We start from the raw sequence: 18068 nt of genomic DNA, 5'->3' as shown, positions 1-18068 counted from the left end.
GGTCGCTCCCCCCGGGTCCGCGTCAGCGTTCCTGCGCCCCGGCCTCGATGATCAGCGGGCGCCACACCTGAATCTGGTCCGCCACGAAGCCGGCATAGGCGGCCGAGGTCATGGCCTTCTGTTCGACGCCCCAGGACATCAGCCGCTCCTTCACCGGAGCGAGGGCGAGAACCTCGCTCAGTGCCGTGTGCATGGTGGCGACCACCGGCGCGGGAATGCCGGCGGGGCCCGAGACGCCGAGCCAGTTCTCCAGGACCAGGTCGACGCCCTGCTCGCGGAAGGTGGGGACCTGGGGGGCCTGCGAGATGCGCTCCGGCGCGGCGATGGCGACGCAGACCGCCTCGTTGGCGGACAGGAGCGGCACGTTCTGCGCGACGAGGTCGTAGAAGCAGGTGAGCACGCCGGCCTTGAAGTCCTGGATCGCCGGCGCGGTCCCGCGATAGGGCACGTGGACGACGTTGATCCCGGCCCGCCGCTTCAGCGCTTCGCCGAGCACGTGGTGGATCGATCCGACGCCGGACGAGCCGTACTTGATCTGGCCCGGCTGCGCCTTCGCTTTGTCGATGAACTCCTTCAGGGTCTTCACGCCGAGCGAGGGCTGGACGAAGAGGCCGGGAGCGGAAGCGCCGATATAGGCGATGTGGGTGAAGTCCTTCACCGTGTCGTAGGGGATCTGCCGGAACTGCGTCGGCGAGATCGTGAAGGGCGCGTTGTTGGCGAGCAGCAGGGTGTGGCCGTCGGCCGCCTCCTTCTTCACGATGTCGGCGGCGAGCGTGCCGCCCGCGCCGGCGCGGTTATCCACGATCACCTGCTGGCCGACCTTCTCCGACAGGTACTGGCCGACGAGGCGGGCGACGATGTCGCTCGTGCCCCCCGGCGGGAAGGTCACGACGATCCGGATCGGCTTCGTGGGCCAGGCCGTCTGTGCCCGGCCGATCCCCGGGGCTGCGAGAAGCGAGGCGCCAGCCAGAAGCGTGCGCCGGTTCAAAATGAAGGTCATGTCCGTCTCCTGGCGTCAGTCATGGAATAGCGATGGGGCCGAGCAGCAGCGTCAGGCGGCCCCGGGTCACGTCGATGACCTCGTTCAGCGCGGTCGCCAGTTCGACGTCCGGCGGCTGGCCGAGACGCCGGTTCAGGTCGTCGAAGACCTCGTCGAGCGTCGCGCGGCGGCGAAGGGCCACCACGTAGGGAAAGCCGAAACGCTCCCGATAGGTGCGATTGCCCTCGACGAGGGCTGCGAGGCTCGCCGCGGGGAGCCTGTCGAGGCCGAGACGGCCCTGTTCGGTCGTGGAGGCAGCTGTCATCGTTCCCGCCGTCGCCTCGCGTCCCGCGAGCTCGGGATGGCCGCGCAGGAGCCTGATCTGGTCCTCACAGGGCGCCGAGCGAATGACGTTGCCGATGGCCTGAAGGACCGCTGCCGGTCCGTCGAACGGCCGCGACGCGGCAACACGCTCGCAGATCCACGGCGCGTTCTCGACGGCCGGCGAAAGGAGGCGAACGAATGCGTCCGGCGGCGCCCGGTTCAGTTCGGCGATCGGCAGGAACCGACCCTCCGTCAATGCCTGCTGCGCCAGATCCATCGTCCCGTGCCCCTCATCGACACAGTGACCCATGGCGGCCGGGCGGGCCATCGCATAATAAGAGATACCTTGTTCTGTAATTGAGAATGGTCTCATGGCGTTTCCACTCGTGCCGCGCGCCTTGCGCTACGTCGAGGAAGTGGCCCGCCAGGGGTCCATCCAGGCCGCGTCCCGCGAACTGGGGATCGCCGCATCGGCGATCGACCGGCAAATCCTCATGCTGGAGGACGAACTCGGGGCTCCGCTGTTCGAGCGCCAGCCGACAGGCATGCGGCCGACGCCGGTCGGCGGCCTGATCATTTCCCTGTCACAGCGATGGAAGACCGATGCGGGGAACCTGGCGGCCGCCGTCCGCCAGATGAAGGGCGTCGACATCGGCCATGTGCGGCTTGCGGCGATGGACAGCCACGCCAACGGGCTGTTGCCCGCCGTGATCGGCACTTTGGTCAGCCGCCATCCACGGATTGCCCTGGAGGTGGAGATCGTCTCGACCGACGCGGCCATCACCATGCTGATGGATGACAGGGTAGACCTCGTCGCCGCGTTCAACGTCAAGCCGCGCCGGGAAATCCACGTCCTCTGGTCAACCGACCTCCCGCTTGGCTGTGCCGTGGCGCCCAGCCACCCGCTCGCCACGCAGGCCTCGGTCCGGTTGAAGGACGTCGTATCCTTCCCCCTCGCCAGTCAGAGCCGGAGCCTCGCCATCCGCCGCTACATGGACGACCGGCACGCCTGGATGTTCTCGGAAAGGGACGCACCGATCGTCACCAACTCCCTGCAGCTGATGAAGAGGCTTGCCGTCAGCGGCAGCCATGTCGCGATCACGTCGGAGCTCGATACGGCGCCCGAGCTGCTGGCGGGCGACCTATGCTTCCTGCCGATCATCGACGACACGGCCCGCCCGCAGACGATCGCCGTTGCGATCAGCGCCCGTCGCCCGCTGTTGCGCACGGGCCAGATCGTGGCTGATCTGGTCCGCGACGAGGTCGTGCGCACCCTCGCAGCGGTGAGAGAACGCGTGCCCGGCGCCGCGAAGGGGTGAGGGGTCGGGCATCACATGGGCGCGAGGGCCAGGCGCCCGAGGGCCCCCAGGGTGCGGGGCCCTACGACCTTCGGGTTTTCATGCGTTGCTGAGACCGGGGGAGTACTGCGAGGGAAAGGCGATCCCGGCCTCCGCCAGCGCCAAGCGACCCTCGGCGCTGCCCTGATGCCAGGGCTTGGCCAACTGATCCGTCAGCGCGTTGATTTCGACCATGTACCGGCGCCCGTCCGTGGAGAGGGCCTGATCCATGGCCGACAGGTCGGGAAACGCACCGAAGGCCTTCCACCAGATCGCCCGACCCGCCAGGTAGCCGTTGGCGCCCGCGCGATAGGCAAATCCGAGCACCCGTCGGAACTCCTCCATCCCCGCGCCGGCGCTCAGCATCACCCAGGGCTTGTCAATGAGCGCGCCCAGGCGGTCGAACCATGCCTGCGCCTCCCGCGTGTCGGGCCCATCAGCCGCCGGGTCGGGAAGGGAGCCGGCGGGCAGGGGGCTCTCCAGCTTGTAGATGTCGACACCGAAGTCGGGTGAGGCAAAATCGCGGACACTCCGCAACACGAGGTCGGGGCGCTTGGTCCGGTCCTCGATATAGTCCGTCGTGTGTCCCGCCTGGCCGGCGAAAGGATAGACCAGCAACTCCAGCAGCAGGGCGATATCATGCTTGGCGCAGGCGTCCCCGACGTCCCGGACGAGTTGCTGCTGATGGGCGAGGACATCCGCCGTGGCGTCGGGCCGATACCAGAGCAGGAGCTTTACCCCGTCCGCGCCCATCCGCTTGATCTTCGCCACGGACCAGTCCCTGGGCAGGCGGGTCTTGCGACCGCCGGGCGTCTCCTCAAATCGAAAATCCTCGAGCGTGATGAGCAGTCCGCGGTCGGGGCGGATGTCCGGTTCGGCGGTCGTAAACCCATAGTCGGGATCGATCAGCAGGGCCGATCCATCGGCGCTGAGGCGCCGCGTCAGGAGCGCCTTGACGCCGGCAACTTCCTCGTAGGCTGCCGGACGGCCCATGCGCTCGCCGATCGCCTTCAGGAGCGGCGGCCGTTGGTCCACGGCCACCATCTTGAAACGACCGGACGGGTCGGCGAGACGCTTCAGACCCCGAAGCTTACCGGCAGAGATGCTCATGCTGTTGTCCTTGATGTCTGGAGGAGAGCTTCGGTCTCCTCGCGCGTCGGAATGCCGGCGCGACCGCCGAAACGGGTGCACTTGAGCGCGGCGGCCGCATTGGCGAAGCGACCGGCCTGCCGCATGTCGCGCCCTTCGGCGATGGCGAGAGCGAAGGCACCGTGAAAGACATCGCCGGCACCCAGCGTATCGATGGCGCTGACCGCGAATCCCGGCTCGTGCTCGAGGCGCCCTGCATCCAGCCAGAGAAAACCTTCCGCGCCGAGGGTGACACCGACACGGCCCTTGCACGCCCGCTGGGCGGCCGTCAGACCGTCGCCTGGCGAGGTCTGGCCGGTGAAGCGACGCAGTGCAGGGAGTGAGAAGATCGCGTAGCCGGCCAGCGGCACCAGCGTGCGGGCGATGTCGTCCGTGGTCAGGTCCGCGTCGAGCACGCTGGGGATGCCCTTGCGCTGGGCTTCGTGGAGCACGCGTTCCGACGCCTTCGGCCAGCGCAGGTCGACGAGGACGCAGTCGGCCGAGGCCAGACGCTCCATGGGCAGCCATGCCGTGTCGGTGTCCAGCGCGGGGTCGGCGAAGGCGAAGATCAGGCGTTCGCCGTCATTGGCAACCGCGATGCTCGACACGCCGGATCGGCCGCCCGGCACGTGGCGGACCTGGGGGACCACGCCCCACTCCTTCAATTCCTCCACGATGCGTCGGCCGATGGGGTCATCGCCGACGCGGGCCCACAGCTCAACCTCGCCGCCAAGGTGGCTGGCCGTGGCCGCTCCCGTCGCGGCGGGGCCGCCGCCGATCTCCGTGCAGGACCGCGCGAAGACCTTGGTGGGCTCCGTCGGGATCGCGTCGATCGCGAAGATGCGATCCATGACGGCGATGCCGACGCTGATCACCCGTGCCGCCATGACGTCGCCTCCAGCCGGTCCCGGCATCACTCGGCACCGGCTGCGTGGACGCGCCGGGTGAGGGCGATCTGGCGCCGGATGGCACTGACGGCGGCGAGAAGCGCGACGATCAGGATGCCGCAGGCGATGGGCCGCGACAGGAAGATCATCGGATCGCCCTGCGACATCGCCAAAGACCGGCGGAAGTTGGACTCCGCCATCGCGCCGAGGATCACCGCCAGCACCATCGGCGAGACCGGAAAATCATAGAGCTGCATCAGGTAGCCGATGATGCCGAAGATCAGGCACACCCAGACATCGGACGGGTTGTTGTTGAGGGCGTAGGCGCCAACCAGGCTGAACAGGACGATGGTCGGCACCAGGAGGCGACGATCGACGTTCAGCACCTTGGCGAAGTACCTGGCACCAAGCAGCCCCAGCACCATGAACGAGATGTTCGCAACGATGAGCGCGGCGAAGATCATGTGCACGACGTCGGCGTGGTCGCGGAAAAGCAGCGGGCCGGGCTCGAGGTTGTGAATGATGAGTGCGCCCATCAGGACCGCGGTTGCCGCATCGCCGGGGACGCCGAGGGTGATCATCGGCAGCACGTCGCCACCCGTCGACGCATTCTCTGCGGTCTGGGCAGCGACGACGCCTGCGGGCTCACCCTTGCCAAAGTCGTCGGGGCGATCGGAACTGCGCTTCGTTTCCGCGTAGGACATGAAGGCGGCGGTGTCGGGTCCCATACTGGGCATGACGCCGACCGTGATGCCGATGAGGCAGGCGCGCAGCATGGTCCACTTGTGGACCACGAGTTCGCTGATGCGCGGCACCACCCGGCCGATCTTCGCGGTCATGCGCTCGACCGTCTCGATGATCTCGATCTGCCGGAACGCCTCCGACAGCGAGAAGAGGCCGATGAGCATGGGCACGAAGGCGATGCCGCCGGCCAGTTCGGTGGTGCCGAGCGTGAAGCGCGGGAATCCACCGATGGGGTCGAGGCCGACCATCGCGATGACCAGGCCGAAGGCGGCGGACAGGGCCCCCTTGAGCGGTGAGCGACCGGTCAGGGTCACCGTCACCGACAGACCCAGAATGGCCAGGGCGAAGAACTCGGGCGCACTGAACCTGAGCGCAAAGGCTGCAAGCAGGGGCGCAAAAATGGCGAGGCAAAGAGCGGAGAAGAGGCCGCCGATCCCCGATCCGACCGTGGCGAGACCCAGCGCCTGGCCCGCGAGGCCCTTCTGCGCCATCGGGTAGCCATCCAGCACCGTCACGACGGCCGCCGGCGTCCCGGGCGTGCGGATGAGGATGGAAGCGATGCCTCCGCCATAGATGCCGGCCGTGTAGACGGCGAGCAGCATGCAGATGCCGGCTGTCGGCCCCATCGAGAAGGTGAAGGGGATGAGGAGGGCGATCGCCATGGTCGCGGTCAGCCCCGGCAGGGCGCCGACGATGATCCCGCCGATGGTCCCCATCACCAGGATGAACAGGTGAGAGGGCTGAAAGACTGTGCCGAAGCCCTTGGCGAGGAGAGCGAGGTCAAGCATCGCAGACCTAGAGCGGCCACTGGGCTGGAGGCAGAGGCACCTTCAGCGCCACCGCGAACAGCAGGTAGAAGGCCGCAGGGAGCAGCACCGAGTAGCCGATCAGCATGCGCCAGTCGCGCAGGCCGAGAACGGCCGTGAAGACCGCGAGATAGAGGATCGTCGCGGGCAGGAAGCCGACCTTTTCCAGGACCGCGGCATAGGCGGCGGTGGCGGCCACCATGATGGCGATCCGCCGGAACTGGGTGGCCTGCAGAGGTTCTTCGACAACAGCTGACCTGCCCATCAGTGCGGTGCGCAGGAGAAGTCCCGCACAGACCAGCAGGACAGCGGCCACGAGCAAAGGAACCACGGCCGGCCCGCCCACGAAGTCGGGGGCCGGCCATCGTCTGGATTCGATGACGATCCACACGGCCACAGCCACCGCGACCATCGCGGCGGCCATGTCGGGCATGGTCATCCTCACCTTGCGGTCGGATGCCTGCTCATTCATCGCCGGAGCAGCCCGACTTCCGCCAGCGCCGGCTCCAGCGACGTCTCCATCGTGCCGAGGAACGTGGTGAAATCGGCGCCGTTCATGTACACGCGCGGCAGGGCCACCTGATCCATCAGCGCGATGAAGTCCGGGTCATTCGCCATCTTGGCGAAGCCGTCGTTGAGCGCCCTGGTGATGTCCGCCGGCATGTTCTTCGGCCCGGCGACGCCCCGCCAGTCGTAGACGATCTCCTTGATGGGGAAGCCCGCCTCGGCGACCGTCGGCACGTCGGGGAAGCTGGGATGCCGCTGCTCGCCGACCATCGCGAGGAAGCGGACCTGGCCGGTCTTCACATATTGCAGGACTTCGTCGGGGCCCGAGACGAGGGCCGAGACATGGCCGCCGACCATCGCGGTACGAGCGGGGGCCCCACCGTCGAAGGGCACGAAAGACAGACGGATGCCAGTGTTCTTGGCGAGGATCGCCGCCGACAGGTGGGTATTGGCGCCCGCGCCGCTGTTGGCGATCGTGACCACGCCGGGATTGGCCTTGGCGTAGTCCACCAGGTCCTTCAGCGTCTTGAAGGGAGAGTCGGCCTTGACGCTGAAGGCGGCTGGGGTGCGGTTCAGCAGGGCGAGGGGCTGGAAGTCGCGATAGCTCAACTGGCTGAGGCCCATCAGCCGGTAGGCCGACAGGTGGAAGGTGATGAGCCCGACGGTGTAGCCATCGCCCCGCGCCGTCGAGACGGACTGCATGCCCACGGCGCCCGTGCCACCGGTGCGGTTCACGACGTTGATGCCGACGCCGATATGCTGCTTGGCATTCTTCACCAGTGTGCGCGCGAGCGTGTCGGTGCCCCCGCCCGCCGCCCATGGCACGACCATGGTGATGTCGCGCTGGAACGTCTGCGCGATCGCCGGAGCGGACAGGACCGTTCCGAGTGCCGCGCCTGCAATGAGTGTCCGTCTGTCGAGCGTCATGGCGCCCTCCCTCTTCCGCGTTTCATCCCGAGTGTTTTGCTTGGCCCCGGTGGCGTCGAGGCCACCGGGGGATCGATGCAGCCGGAATGTTCCGGACTGGATTCAGGCGGCGCCTTTGACCGATGCGTGGATGCCGAGGCCGGCCAGCGCCTTGGTGATGGCCACCTGCTGTGCCGCGGAGGCCACCGGCATCGGCTGACGCGGGAACATCGAGGGCACCCCCTGCAAGCTCTGCGCGAATTTGGTGCAGGCAGGCAGGTTGTCCGCGATCATCGCGTTCCACAAGACGAGAAGCTTCTGATGGAGGTCGAGCGCAGTCGCATGATCTCCCACCTTCACTGCATTCCAGAGGTCGACCGACGCCTTTGGCGCCGCGGCGAGGATGGCAGCGATCGAGCCTGCGGCCCCCAGTGCATAGGAGGGGTACATCAGGGCATCGACGGCCGAGAAGATCATCTTGTCCCGGGGAGCGGTGATCATCAGGTCCGCGAAGAGCTTGAGGTCACCTGCGCTCTGCTTGACGCCGACGACCAGCGGGACCTCGGTCATGATCCGGACGAGAAGCGCCGGCGACAGGTAGCTCCAGGGGACCACGTTGTAGATGATGATCGGCATGCCCGTTTCGTCCGCCATGGTCTTGAAGTGCCGCACCATGGCGTCATCGTCGGGCTTGAAGAGGTAGTGGACCGGCGTGACCTGCAACGCCGCCACACCGAGATCACGCACCATGCGTCCCCGGCGGATCGCATCGCGGGTGGAGTCGACGATGATGCCCGCCACGACGGGAATGCGGCCGGCCGTGGCATCGACCGTGGCCTGCATCAGATCACGGTACTCTTCCGGGTCGAGCGTGTGGCCTTCCCCCGTCGAGCCGCCTGCGGCAAGGCCGTGGGACCCGGCCGCAACGAGGAAATCGACCTGCGCCTTGACGGCATCGAGCACCAGCTCACCGTCGGCGCGGAAGGGCGTGGTCATCGGGGGAATGACCCCCTTCAGTTCGGAAGTCATGGACGTTTTCCTCAGTGGTCTTGTATTTTTATCCCGGTATACGGAACTCAATACGCTGAAGGGCACTTCGTCAATCGCCATTTTCCGATTTCGCTCGTTCCGAAAGGCGGGTATGAGTGGACCGCATGGACGGCGACCGAACTGCAGTCGAGAGCGTGAAGGCGAGGGCGATCCGCTCCAGCGCGCCGTCAAAGGACCTCGTGCAGTCCCTGCACAAGATGTCTCGGATCCTGCAATGCTTCACGGCGCATGACCGGACCCTGGGCCTGAACGAGATCCACGAGCGCACGGGGTTCCCGAAGGCGACGGCCCATCGCCTGCTTTCGACGATGAAGGAGATTGGCTTCGTCGAGCAGGCCCGCGGGCGCGATCGCTACCGTCTGGGCCTCAAGCTGTTCGAGCTCGGCACGCTCTTCGTTGCCAACCTCGATCTCCATCGCGAGGCGCAGCCCCATGTCGACCGGCTGGCCAAGCTGTCCGGGGAGGTCGTCCACCTTTGCATCTTCGACGGGTTCCACGCCGTCTTCGTCGATCGCAAGGAACTGGAATCGGGACCGAGTTCGGTTGTCATGACCATCGAGGGGGCGCCGAGCTACTGCACCAGCGTGGGCAAGGCCATCCTGGCGTGGCGCGACGAGGAGACCGTGGACCGCGTCATCGCAGCCGGTCTGCGCCGCTTCACGCCGTCGACCATCACGGAGGGCGCGGTACTGAAGGCCGATCTGGCAGCGACGCGGGACCGCGGCTACTCGATCGACCGCAGCGAGCATCAACCGAACTTGCAGTGCATCGGAGCCCCGATCCGAGATGCCGGTGGTTCCGTCTTCGCCTCCGTCAGCGTGTCGGGCCCGACGGAGCGCGTCACGGATGCCCGCATCCCGGTGCTCGCGCCATTCGTCGTCCAAACAGCCGACGAGATTTCGCGGGCTTTGGGCTACGCCACGACGTCAGGGCGGGCGACCATCGGGTGAAACCGGTGCGACCGGTGGGCGCTTCGCGCAGCCCTGGCGGACATAGGCTGGTGTCCCGCGAGCAGCCTCCGACAAGCCAGGCGGCCACAGAGGGTCACCGAGCGCTGTCGAGCGCGACGATGCCCCCCGAAACCGAGGGTCCGTTGGCGCCGGTTGCACGCCGCATGAAGTCGTCCGCGGCATCGTGGATGGACTCGTGGACGGAGACGCGCCCCAGTGCGCCGCGTTCTCGTTGTGCGACGAAGAAGAGGTCATGCTCGGCGTCGCCGATGACGATTGTGATGTCCGGATACCCTGAAGGGCCGGGTGTTCCAGGCGGGCACAGATCGAAGGAACGGTCGAACACCTCGTAGGCGAGGGGAGGCCCGCTCGCCCGCAGCAGTTCTTCGATGCGTCGGGCGGTCTCGGCACGATCGACCCTGCGCGCGAGCCCGACTCGGAGGCTATGCGACAGACCTGTCCACCGGTTGGCGATGGGAAGTGGAGGGGTGGGAGCCATGCGCATCAGCCTTCTGTTGCCGAGCGTCCCGGCGGGCGCAAAGACCCGCCTGCCGATAGGATTCCCGGTACGGGCCCGCCCGAGGGAACGCCCTAGCGCGGCACCACGGATGCGTTGTCGGCCACCTCGCGCCGCCTTTTGCGGTATCCCAGGAGCAGCCCGATCGCGAGGGCGACGGCACCGGCGATCATCAGCGCGATGCCGTCGACATGGTACTGGCGCAGATTCAGATTCCGTCGCTCCAGCGTGTTGGCGTAGGTCAGGACCTCGCGGCTGCCGCGGCTCAGCACATAGACATCCTGCTCGGAGTCGAACTCCGCCCGGACCGGCCCGCCGATGAGCGAGCGCACATCCGATTCCGAGATCTCGATGGTGGGAACGCGCAGCTTCAACTCGGTGGCGCTCAGCCGTGGCTTCAGCGTCATCTCGTAATAGGAGGAGGTCGTCCCCGTCCGACGGCTCCGACGGGTCACCCGTGACGCCTCGCTGATCGTGCCCTCCACCACCTGGAGGCTGCTGCGCGCGGGCGGGCCCGACATCATGCCGTAGCCGACCATGCCGAGGCCCACCACGATGGCGAGGCCCGCCAGCATCACGATCCACGAATAGCGAGCGATCTGGATCAAGTCCTGCACCGTCTGTTCCCCCTCTGCCGGGTGGCGCCGAGCCGACGCGCAGGTCGCAGCGTCGAAAATCCTCGGGCAATCCGGGCCGGTTTAGGCACGTCCGGAAGGGAAGGGTGTGCGCTTCCGCACAGGCTGGATCACCGCCGCACCCTAAAGCGGCTGGAATCCGCAGCATGGTCTCAGGAGGAATCGGGTGGGCTCCAGGCGTTCGGGCACCCGGAAAGGCCCCACTGTCTCGGCAACGGCCGAGCTGTCGCTCGCGCTGGCGCGAGCGCTGAAGAGGTGCGGCTTCCGCCAGCAAGGCCGCGCCGCGCTGTCGTCTGGCCCTTTTGCCCCCCCCGCCGACGACGACGTCTTCATCCGGCAGGACCCCTCTGGCTTCGCCATCGCCTTTGTCACGAGGCTGGCTACGGAGGCCGATCTGGTCCGCTTCATCGACCACCAGGGTCTGAAGGCCTGGGGCTATGACCTGAACCTAGACCAACATGCCCACCGGACGATGGTCATCGACGAACTGCGTTTCGTCATCACCGGGTATGGCGTGGCCATCAGCGCCGAACTGCCGTGGAACGGCTATGCGCCGCAGGACGGCATCTGGCGGCATGACGATCGCCACTGTTCGATCCCGGCGCTCGGCCCGGCCTTCACGGCCCCGATCTATCCCTGTCTCGGCTGGGTCCTGCTGCCCACTGCCATCAACGAGTTCGGCGCAGCCGAACAGAAATCGGGTTTCTGCACGACCGAGGTCCCCGAAGGGGCCTTCGCCAACCACGCGACGCGGGGCTTTTCCTTCGTCTATGACGGCTATCCCCTGCGCACCGTGACCCGCCGTCGCACCGTGACGCTGATCGATCCGTCGCTGTCGCCCGCCGAGGCCTTGCATCTCGCCGATAAGGCCGTGGCCGTCACCTATGGTGGTCTGTGAGCCTCAGCGAGCCTTGGTGGAGAGGTCGCCGACCTCGTCGCTCATCAGGGAGGGCAGGGCACGGAGGACCGCGAGCCGGGATCGAGACAGACGGGTGGTGGAAGCCCGTTCAGATCGCGCAGCTCCTTCTCCACCGCCTCGAGCGCCCGGTTTTCCCGCTCCCGCGCCAGCTCGTGACAGACCGGCACAGGAGGGCCGAGCCAGCAGCGAAGTCTCGAGGCAAGCTCCGGCGCGTCGCTCATGACGGACGCGCCAACGGTGAGTGCCAGACAGGCCGCAGCGAGAACGGTCGCAATCAGTCCCTTCCTGCTGACCTCCATCCGGGCACCCGTCACGCCTTCCGGCTGGGCGAACCGTCGCCGCGGACCGCCAGCCGGTCCGGCGGTCCGCCATGCGCTCAGAGGGTGCGGTTTCGGACGGCCAAAGATTGTGCGCCCGCGCACCAGCCGGAGGCCTGCACGGATCGCCCCGTCCGACGCTAGCGACGGGGCGGACGGGCGAACGTAGCGACCTCGGACACGTCTCCGCCGGCAAAGGTCAATTTGACCGTGACGCTCTGGACTGAGGGAGCAAGGCCCAGGAAGTGGCGCGCTCCGGCGGGAACGCCGAATGGCTGGCCGGGGTCACAGGGGGGCAGCGGGAAGACCGTCCCCGGTGCCTGCCCGTTGAAGCCGATCTCGACCTTCTCGATCGCGCAGCGATAGCTGATGAGTGCCGTCAGGTAGACCCGGTCGCTGTTCTGGTCCGTGCCGAAGACGGCCCAGGAGGAGGCGACGCCCTGGAGGATGTCCCTCATGCCGCGCTGCAGGGCTGTCGTCGGCTCGAATGCAACGGTGGTGACCGGCGAGGCCACCCCCGACGCATCCACATAGCGCAGGGCGATCTCCACGGCGTCGCGCCTGTGGGGAAATGCGATGTTCGGCCGCGGCACGGGCCGTCCCGTCCGCGGCTCGACGACCTGCATCAGGCCTGTCGAACGGAACGGCCCGGAATCGGAGAGTCGGTATTCGATCGTGACGGCAGGTTCGGGCAGGGTGATGGTGCCGACCCAGCCGGACGTGGTCGGCATGAAGGCCATCGACGGTCGGTCGCGTCCGTCGGCGAAGAGCCCTGCCAGCAAGGCCTGTCGATCCCGAGCCCGCTCCATCCATGACGCCCGCGTCGCCGGGTCGATGAGGAAACGCGGCAGCGCGCCCTCCTGGCTTGCAGCGAGGAAGCGGCCGAGGGCGTCGCGCTCGCGGCGCTTTTCGGCAAGCGTCCGGCCCTCCTGCCGGGCTCCGGACAGCTCCGCCGCGATGAGGTAGTGAACGGGGGCGAAGGCGGGATCGGCCGCTGCGATCCCCTCCAGCCGTCGCAGGCGTTCGGCCCCGTCGGTCTGCAGGGCGTGGACCAGGGCAATCGTTCGCTCATGCCCACCGGCAAGGTCCCCCGCCGCGTCAGCCCCCGCATCCCGGCCCTCCTGTGCCCTCACGAGGGACGCCAAGCGGAGCGCCGGGTCGATGACCTCCGTCCCGAGGCGAACCAGGGCGGCATACTCCTGCCGGGCCGCACCGACATCACCACGCTCCTCCAGCCGGCGAGCGCTCCGGTAGCGCTCGGTCAGTCCCGCGGTGCCGGGGGTGCGATCATCGGGGCCGGGCGGCGATGGGCGATCCGGCGGCGCCTGTGCCACGCCCGGCGTTTCGGTCGGGGACCCGCCCTCGCCGGGGCCGGGCGGGGCGCTGGCCGGGATCCGGGCTTCGGTCCCGACAGGCGCCCGGGATCTGTTGATCCACAGCAGGCTGGCGCCGGTGGCGGCGACGAGGATCCCGGCGATCACCCATATCGCGAGCCGTCGGGGGGGCGCCTGGGCCTGGCCCGTCGCCTTGGGTGGCCCGGCGGGCGCGCCGGCCGGCCGCCTCACGTCGATCCTGAAGACGTGCACCGGATAGGGGAGGTTCTTCACCTCGCGATGGCCCATGTCGAGCGAGGGCACGGAGGTCTTGTTGGCGACGGCCTCCTGCACGCTGCGGGAGACGCAGATGGACCCCGGCTCGGCAAGGGCCTGCAGCCGCGCCGCGATGTTGACCACGTCACCCAGCAGGTCGCCATCGCGCTCGACGACGTCACCGATCGAGATGCCGATGCGGAAATGCATCTGCCGATGGGCGGGATAGGAGAGGTTGCGGGTGCGGAAGGATTCCTGGATGTCGATCGCGCAGCGCGTCGCCTCGACGGCGCTGGGAAACTCGCACATGACGCTGTCGCCGGCGCTGTTGAAGACGCGCCCGCCCGCCCGCACCACCAGATCGTCGAAGACCTGACGATAGGCTTCGAGCCGCGACAGCGTTTCGTCCTCGTCTTCGGCTGTGATGCGGGTGTATTCGGCGATGTCCGCCGCCATGATGGCGGTGATCTTGCGCTTGAGGGGTGGTCTCATGGCGTTCACGCGCGGTCGGCCGATACCCTTGCGGGCACGGATGCGTCATCCTCGCGTGGTCTTGCCAGTTTGTACCCCGCCTTGGCAAAGAATGCGTCGCGGATATTGCGCACGTTTGCCGCCGAGCGGCCGCCGCTTGGACCGGGTGCGCCGATGAAGCGGGACATTGGCATGGCATCGATCGCGCAGGTCGGCATCTTCCAGGGCATCAGCGACCTCGACCTTTCCCGTTTCGACCACCGTTGCATCTGGAAGAAAGTCGACGAGGGCCAGACGATCATCGATTTCGATGATCCCTCGAGCGATGTCTATTTCATCATTGCGGGGGAGGTCCGCATCCAGCTGCGAACGACGGGTGGTCGCGAGTTCATTCTGGCCGATCTTCGCGAGGGGGAGTTTTTCGGGGAACTTGCCGCGATCGACGGCGAGCCGCGGTCGGCGAACGTGACGGCGCTGACCCGGACGACCATCTGCATCGTGGCGGCGGCGCTGTTTCGCGAGATCCTCAAGGCGTCTGCCCAGGTGTCGGAGCGGGTGATGGTGCTGCTCGCCAGGCGGGTTCGCGACCTCAATGCCCGTCTGCTCGAACATGCCGTCCTCGACATTCGCCACAACCTCTACGCCGAACTCATCCGGCTCTCGATCCAGCGCGCCCGCGGTTCCCCGGCGCGGATTGTCTCCCCGCCGCCCTATCATCACGTGCTGGCTGCCCGCATCGGGTGTCGACGCGAGCAGATCACCCGGGAACTTCGCACCATGGAGCAGGACGGCCTGATGCAGAAGGCGCGGGGTGGGCTCATCCTTCCCGATCCGGACGCGCTCCGTCAGCGGATCGCCCTGAAGATGCAGGAACTGGGGTAGCAGGGATCAGGGTGCCTCTCCCGGGCTCCGGCAGCTGGCCCGCGCCCTCATCGCGCAAACCGCGCCGCTATCGGCACGAGCAGGACGTGCCGGAGCGCATGTTGTTGTTGCGCGAGAAGTTCTCCGCATCCGACCGGTAGCTGAACCGCCGGATCGTGCAGTAGCTGGTGCCGAAGGCACTCCGCAGCTGGGCCTCGTCCCGGGAGTCGATATCGTAGCGGCCGCTCTTGCAGATGACGGCATAGGCGCTGGCGGGCGAGACAGCCAGCAGGGTGAGGAGGGCAGCCGCCGCAAGGGCAACGGGGCGAACCTGCGAAGCGAAGGTCATGGGGTAATCTCCACGTGTGCGGGACGGACCGGGTCGGCCATCAGCAAGACGATACAAGCACGCCGCCCCCCCTCGCCACGTGCGACAGCGCACAGTGCCCGGACCTCTGCTGAAGCCAGCATCGGCCCCGGGTGGTCCCTGCGCGTGTGCCTGACGTGGAGCGGCTCCCACAGGGAGGGCCGACCGGCATGTCAAGACGCAACACAATGCGCCGCGGCAACGGTGGCTGGGTTCCGGCCCGAGCCTGGGCATCGGCTTGTGTCGTGCTGCTCCTCCTTCTCGCCCCTGTCTCCGCAGACGAACCGCTGACCTATCGAGAGGGCTTTTACGGAACGTGGGCGAGCGATGCGCACTGCCGCTGGTCCGAAGTCTTCATGCTCGTTTACGACCGCACCAGCGCCAGTCTTCCGGAACGGAGCTCGGGAGAACCGGCCCTGCATTGCCAGATCGTCAGCGTCTCCGGCAGCCGGCCCCAATGGAGGCTTCGTCTCTCTTGCCAGACCTGGCACAGGCCTGAGTTGATCAACAGGTCCATCGAGGTGCGGCAAACCCTGACGCAATCCGACGTTGGCTATGAAATGGTCGTCGAGACCGAGCCCTTTCTCGGCTACCCCGGACGGCGGGAAGAAACCCGCTACTGCCGCGCTGCTGACGCCCCGCCGCCGCCACTCATCTGCTTCGACGCCGAGAAGGCGCAGACCTATCCCTGCGAGCCCTGAAGCCACGTCATCGTGGCCCTCGGGGCCGCGTCGCGCGTCGCTGTCCGCAGCCACGCGCCTTGGCCGCGCGATGGTCGCGATCACCTCGTCCGCGCCTGCATGAGCGGACCTTCGCACCTCGGCAACTCAAACGTCGGATGCGACGACAAGGCCGATCACGGCACTGGGAATACCCGAAGGCCCGCCGAACCCCGCCGCGCCCGCCGTGATGGTCTCATCGGCGTGGATCGGACATCGTTTGCCGGACGGCGATCCGGCCGTCCGCCCCATCACGGTGACCTGCCTTCTCTGTGCCAGCCACCTCCGCGCCACGCGAGAAGAGACTGCCGACAGGATGCAGCTGAACGGCCAGCGACCGCCATTCCGGGTGTGCAGGGCGCCCGCTGGCTCGATGCCCTTGGCAAGGGTCGGCGCCTCGCGGTGACCTGAAGGTGAATCGGGGATCGCTGGACGCCGGTCGCCTTTAACGGAGTACCAATCAATTTCATTGCGTAGTGCAAAATAGCGGGGGCGTTTGCGGAGGCGGATGTGGTGAGCAACATACCGCCAGTTCCGGACGAGCCGGACGAGCCGGAGTGGCTCAAGTCGAAAGGCACGGTGAAGTTTTCGTCGTTGCCGGCAACCACCATTCCCGTTTTGGACGCCACTGTCGCCGTAGCGACGGTCGCTGCCACCCTGCCGAGCGTGACAGAATCGCCAGCGAGTGCGACGTCGAGCCATGGGGTGGCCGATGGACCCGCGGCGGAATCTTTCAAAAGCCCGCTTGTTCCGTCCTTGTCGGAATCCATCAGCGAGCAAGCCCTGCCCGGGCCGGTGATCCCGGACGTTGGCCCAAACTACGGGCTCCTGGCGGTCACTCCGCTTGCGGTCCCAGATACAGGCCCAGGCGTCGCTATTCCGTTGGCCAATACCGCCGTCATGGACCCTCATGCCAGCGAGCCGGAGGCGGTGGCTGGTGCCGATCATCGTTCTGGCGCTGCAGCGCTTCCCGCATTGTCGCCGCCGCCCTCGGCTGAACCGGGCGATGCGCCGGATGAGGATGAAGCGCCCCCGCTTCCCGAAGGCCCGCTTCTAGAGCCCGATCCTGTAGCGCTCGACGAGTTCGACGTGACGGCCCCTGTCGATGCGGATGCGGCCTCCAACAGCATCGCGGAGAACGCTGCGGCCGGGACGAAGGTCGGGATCACGGCCTCTGCCTTCGACGCTGACGCCACGACCAGCGGGGTCACCTACTCACTCGCAAACGATGCCGGCGGCCGCTTCGTGATCAACGCCGCCACCGGTGAGGTGAGCGTAGCGGCCGGAGCAAGCTTCGACCGGGAGAGCGAGAGCGCGATCACCGTCGCGGTGACGGCGACGTCGCAGGACGGGTCGGCCTCGACGCAGTCCTTTGCGATCGCGGTGACGGACGTCGACGAGTTCGACGTGACGCCGGTCAGCGACAGCAATGCCGCGGCCGATGCGGTCACCGAGAACGCCGCCATCGGCACGACGGTCGGCGTCACCGCCTTCGCCTCCGACGGCGATGCCACGAACTCCGGCGTCACCTACGCGCTCACCGACGATGCCGGCGGCCGCTTCGCCATCGACGCCACCACGGGCGTCGTCACGGTGGCCGGGGCCATCGACCGCGAGGCCGGGGCGACCCAGGCGATCACCGTCCGCGCCACCTCGGCCGACGGCTCGACGGCGACCCAGAGCTACAGCATCGCGGTCGGCGACGCCGACGAGTTCGACGTGACGCCGGTCGCCGACAGCAATGCCGCGGCCAATGCGGTCACCGAGAATGCCGCCACCGGCACGACGGTCGGCATCACCGCCTTCGCCTCCGACGGCGATGCCACCAACTCCGGTGTCACCTACGCGCTCACGGACGATGCCGGCGGTCGCTTCGCCATCGACGCCACCACCGGTGTGGTCACCGTGGCCGGCGCCATCGACCGCGAGGCCGGGGCGACCCAGGCGATCACCGTCCGCGCCACCTCGGCCGACGGCTCGACGGCGACCCAGAGCTACAGCATCGCCATCAACGACGCCGACGAGTTCGACGTCTCCCCGGTCAGCGACAGCAAT

Annotated in this window: 18 protein-coding genes; 6 read left to right on the top strand and 12 right to left on the bottom strand. The window is 67.6% G+C overall.

Annotation, left to right across the window (positions count from 1 at the left end; translation table 11 throughout):
- Positions 1–22 precede the first annotated feature (22 nt).
- Both ACT6XY_RS03025 and uraD read right to left on the bottom strand, forming a co-directional pair.
- Entirely contained in the window at positions 23–1000 is a 978-nt protein-coding gene (locus ACT6XY_RS03025) for a Bug family tripartite tricarboxylate transporter substrate binding protein (RefSeq protein ID WP_444746849.1), read from the bottom strand.
- A gap of 19 nt (positions 1001–1019) precedes the next feature.
- Positions 1020–1580 (bottom strand): 2-oxo-4-hydroxy-4-carboxy-5-ureidoimidazoline decarboxylase, encoded by a 561-nt coding sequence (gene uraD / locus ACT6XY_RS03020; RefSeq protein ID WP_444746848.1) that lies wholly within the window; start codon positions 1578–1580, stop codon positions 1020–1022.
- A 94-nt stretch (positions 1581–1674) separates the two neighbouring features.
- Between uraD and ACT6XY_RS03015 the strand changes: the two genes are divergently transcribed.
- The gene (locus tag ACT6XY_RS03015) at positions 1675–2622 is read left to right on the top strand and encodes a LysR family transcriptional regulator (RefSeq protein WP_444746847.1); all 948 of its coding nucleotides are present in this window, start codon (positions 1675–1677) and stop codon (positions 2620–2622) included.
- Positions 2623–2700: 78 nt separating this feature from the next.
- Here ACT6XY_RS03015 and ACT6XY_RS03010 read toward each other — a convergent pair whose 3' ends face one another.
- The 6 genes from ACT6XY_RS03010 to ACT6XY_RS02985 all read right to left on the bottom strand — a co-directional run bounded on the left by ACT6XY_RS03010 (position 2701) and on the right by ACT6XY_RS02985 (position 8647).
- Complete coding sequence (locus tag ACT6XY_RS03010) at positions 2701–3750, bottom strand: tagatose 1,6-diphosphate aldolase (RefSeq protein WP_444746846.1); 1050 nt, start codon at positions 3748–3750, stop codon at positions 2701–2703.
- A complete protein-coding gene (locus ACT6XY_RS03005) occupies positions 3747–4655 on the bottom strand; it encodes a PfkB family carbohydrate kinase (protein WP_444746845.1) in 909 nt (302 codons plus the stop codon). The genes ACT6XY_RS03010 and ACT6XY_RS03005 overlap by 4 nt, the downstream gene beginning before the upstream one ends.
- Positions 4656–4681: 26 nt before the next feature.
- Positions 4682–6187 (bottom strand): tripartite tricarboxylate transporter permease, encoded by a 1506-nt coding sequence (locus ACT6XY_RS03000; RefSeq protein WP_444746844.1) that lies wholly within the window; start codon positions 6185–6187, stop codon positions 4682–4684.
- Between the two features lie 7 nt (positions 6188–6194).
- Complete coding sequence (locus ACT6XY_RS02995; RefSeq protein WP_444746843.1) at positions 6195–6644, bottom strand: tripartite tricarboxylate transporter TctB family protein; 450 nt, start codon at positions 6642–6644, stop codon at positions 6195–6197.
- A gap of 29 nt (positions 6645–6673) precedes the next feature.
- Complete coding sequence (locus ACT6XY_RS02990) at positions 6674–7639, bottom strand: Bug family tripartite tricarboxylate transporter substrate binding protein (RefSeq protein ID WP_444746842.1); 966 nt, start codon at positions 7637–7639, stop codon at positions 6674–6676.
- A 102-nt stretch (positions 7640–7741) separates the two neighbouring features.
- Entirely contained in the window at positions 7742–8647 is a 906-nt protein-coding gene (locus ACT6XY_RS02985) for a dihydrodipicolinate synthase family protein (protein ID WP_444746918.1), read from the bottom strand.
- A 125-nt stretch (positions 8648–8772) separates the two neighbouring features.
- Between ACT6XY_RS02985 and ACT6XY_RS02980 the strand changes: the two genes are divergently transcribed.
- Entirely contained in the window at positions 8773–9618 is an 846-nt protein-coding gene (locus ACT6XY_RS02980; protein ID WP_444746917.1) for an IclR family transcriptional regulator, read from the top strand.
- Positions 9619–9712: 94 nt separating this feature from the next.
- On the opposite strand, the gene ACT6XY_RS02975 is transcribed toward ACT6XY_RS02980, so the two are convergent.
- Complete coding sequence (locus tag ACT6XY_RS02975) at positions 9713–10117, bottom strand: hypothetical protein (RefSeq protein WP_444746841.1); 405 nt, start codon at positions 10115–10117, stop codon at positions 9713–9715.
- A 92-nt stretch (positions 10118–10209) separates the two neighbouring features.
- The gene (locus ACT6XY_RS02970) at positions 10210–10743 is read right to left on the bottom strand and encodes an LPXTG cell wall anchor domain-containing protein (RefSeq protein ID WP_444746840.1); all 534 of its coding nucleotides are present in this window, start codon (positions 10741–10743) and stop codon (positions 10210–10212) included.
- Positions 10744–10936: 193 nt separating this feature from the next.
- Between ACT6XY_RS02970 and ACT6XY_RS02965 the strand changes: the two genes are divergently transcribed.
- Complete coding sequence (locus ACT6XY_RS02965; protein ID WP_444746839.1) at positions 10937–11668, top strand: hypothetical protein; 732 nt, start codon at positions 10937–10939, stop codon at positions 11666–11668.
- Between the two features lie 478 nt (positions 11669–12146).
- Here ACT6XY_RS02965 and ACT6XY_RS02960 read toward each other — a convergent pair whose 3' ends face one another.
- Complete coding sequence (locus tag ACT6XY_RS02960; RefSeq protein ID WP_444746838.1) at positions 12147–14087, bottom strand: adenylate/guanylate cyclase domain-containing protein; 1941 nt, start codon at positions 14085–14087, stop codon at positions 12147–12149.
- A 171-nt stretch (positions 14088–14258) separates the two neighbouring features.
- On the opposite strand from ACT6XY_RS02960, the gene ACT6XY_RS02955 reads away from it, so the two are divergent.
- Positions 14259–14948: a Crp/Fnr family transcriptional regulator gene (locus tag ACT6XY_RS02955; RefSeq protein ID WP_444746916.1), complete on the top strand. Its 690-nt coding sequence runs from the start codon at positions 14259–14261 to the stop codon at positions 14946–14948.
- Between the two features lie 67 nt (positions 14949–15015).
- Here the strand turns inward: ACT6XY_RS02955 and ACT6XY_RS02950 are convergent, their stop codons facing one another.
- On the bottom strand, positions 15016–15276 hold the full coding sequence (locus tag ACT6XY_RS02950; RefSeq protein ID WP_444746837.1) for a hypothetical protein: 261 nt from the start codon (positions 15274–15276) through the stop codon (positions 15016–15018).
- A 206-nt stretch (positions 15277–15482) separates the two neighbouring features.
- Here ACT6XY_RS02950 and ACT6XY_RS02945 point away from each other — a divergent pair, with 206 nt between their 5' ends.
- Complete coding sequence (locus ACT6XY_RS02945; RefSeq protein ID WP_444746836.1) at positions 15483–15995, top strand: hypothetical protein; 513 nt, start codon at positions 15483–15485, stop codon at positions 15993–15995.
- Between the two features lie 1107 nt (positions 15996–17102).
- Positions 17103–18068 (top strand): cadherin repeat domain-containing protein (locus ACT6XY_RS02940; RefSeq protein ID WP_444746835.1); only part of this gene is annotated, 966 nt, incomplete at its 3' end.

Source organism: Phreatobacter sp., assembly GCF_052440005.1.
Lineage (GTDB): Bacteria > Pseudomonadota > Alphaproteobacteria > Rhizobiales > Phreatobacteraceae > Phreatobacter.
Note: the sequence above shows the minus strand (reverse complement) of the source record. Positions and strands in the feature narration are given on the sequence as shown.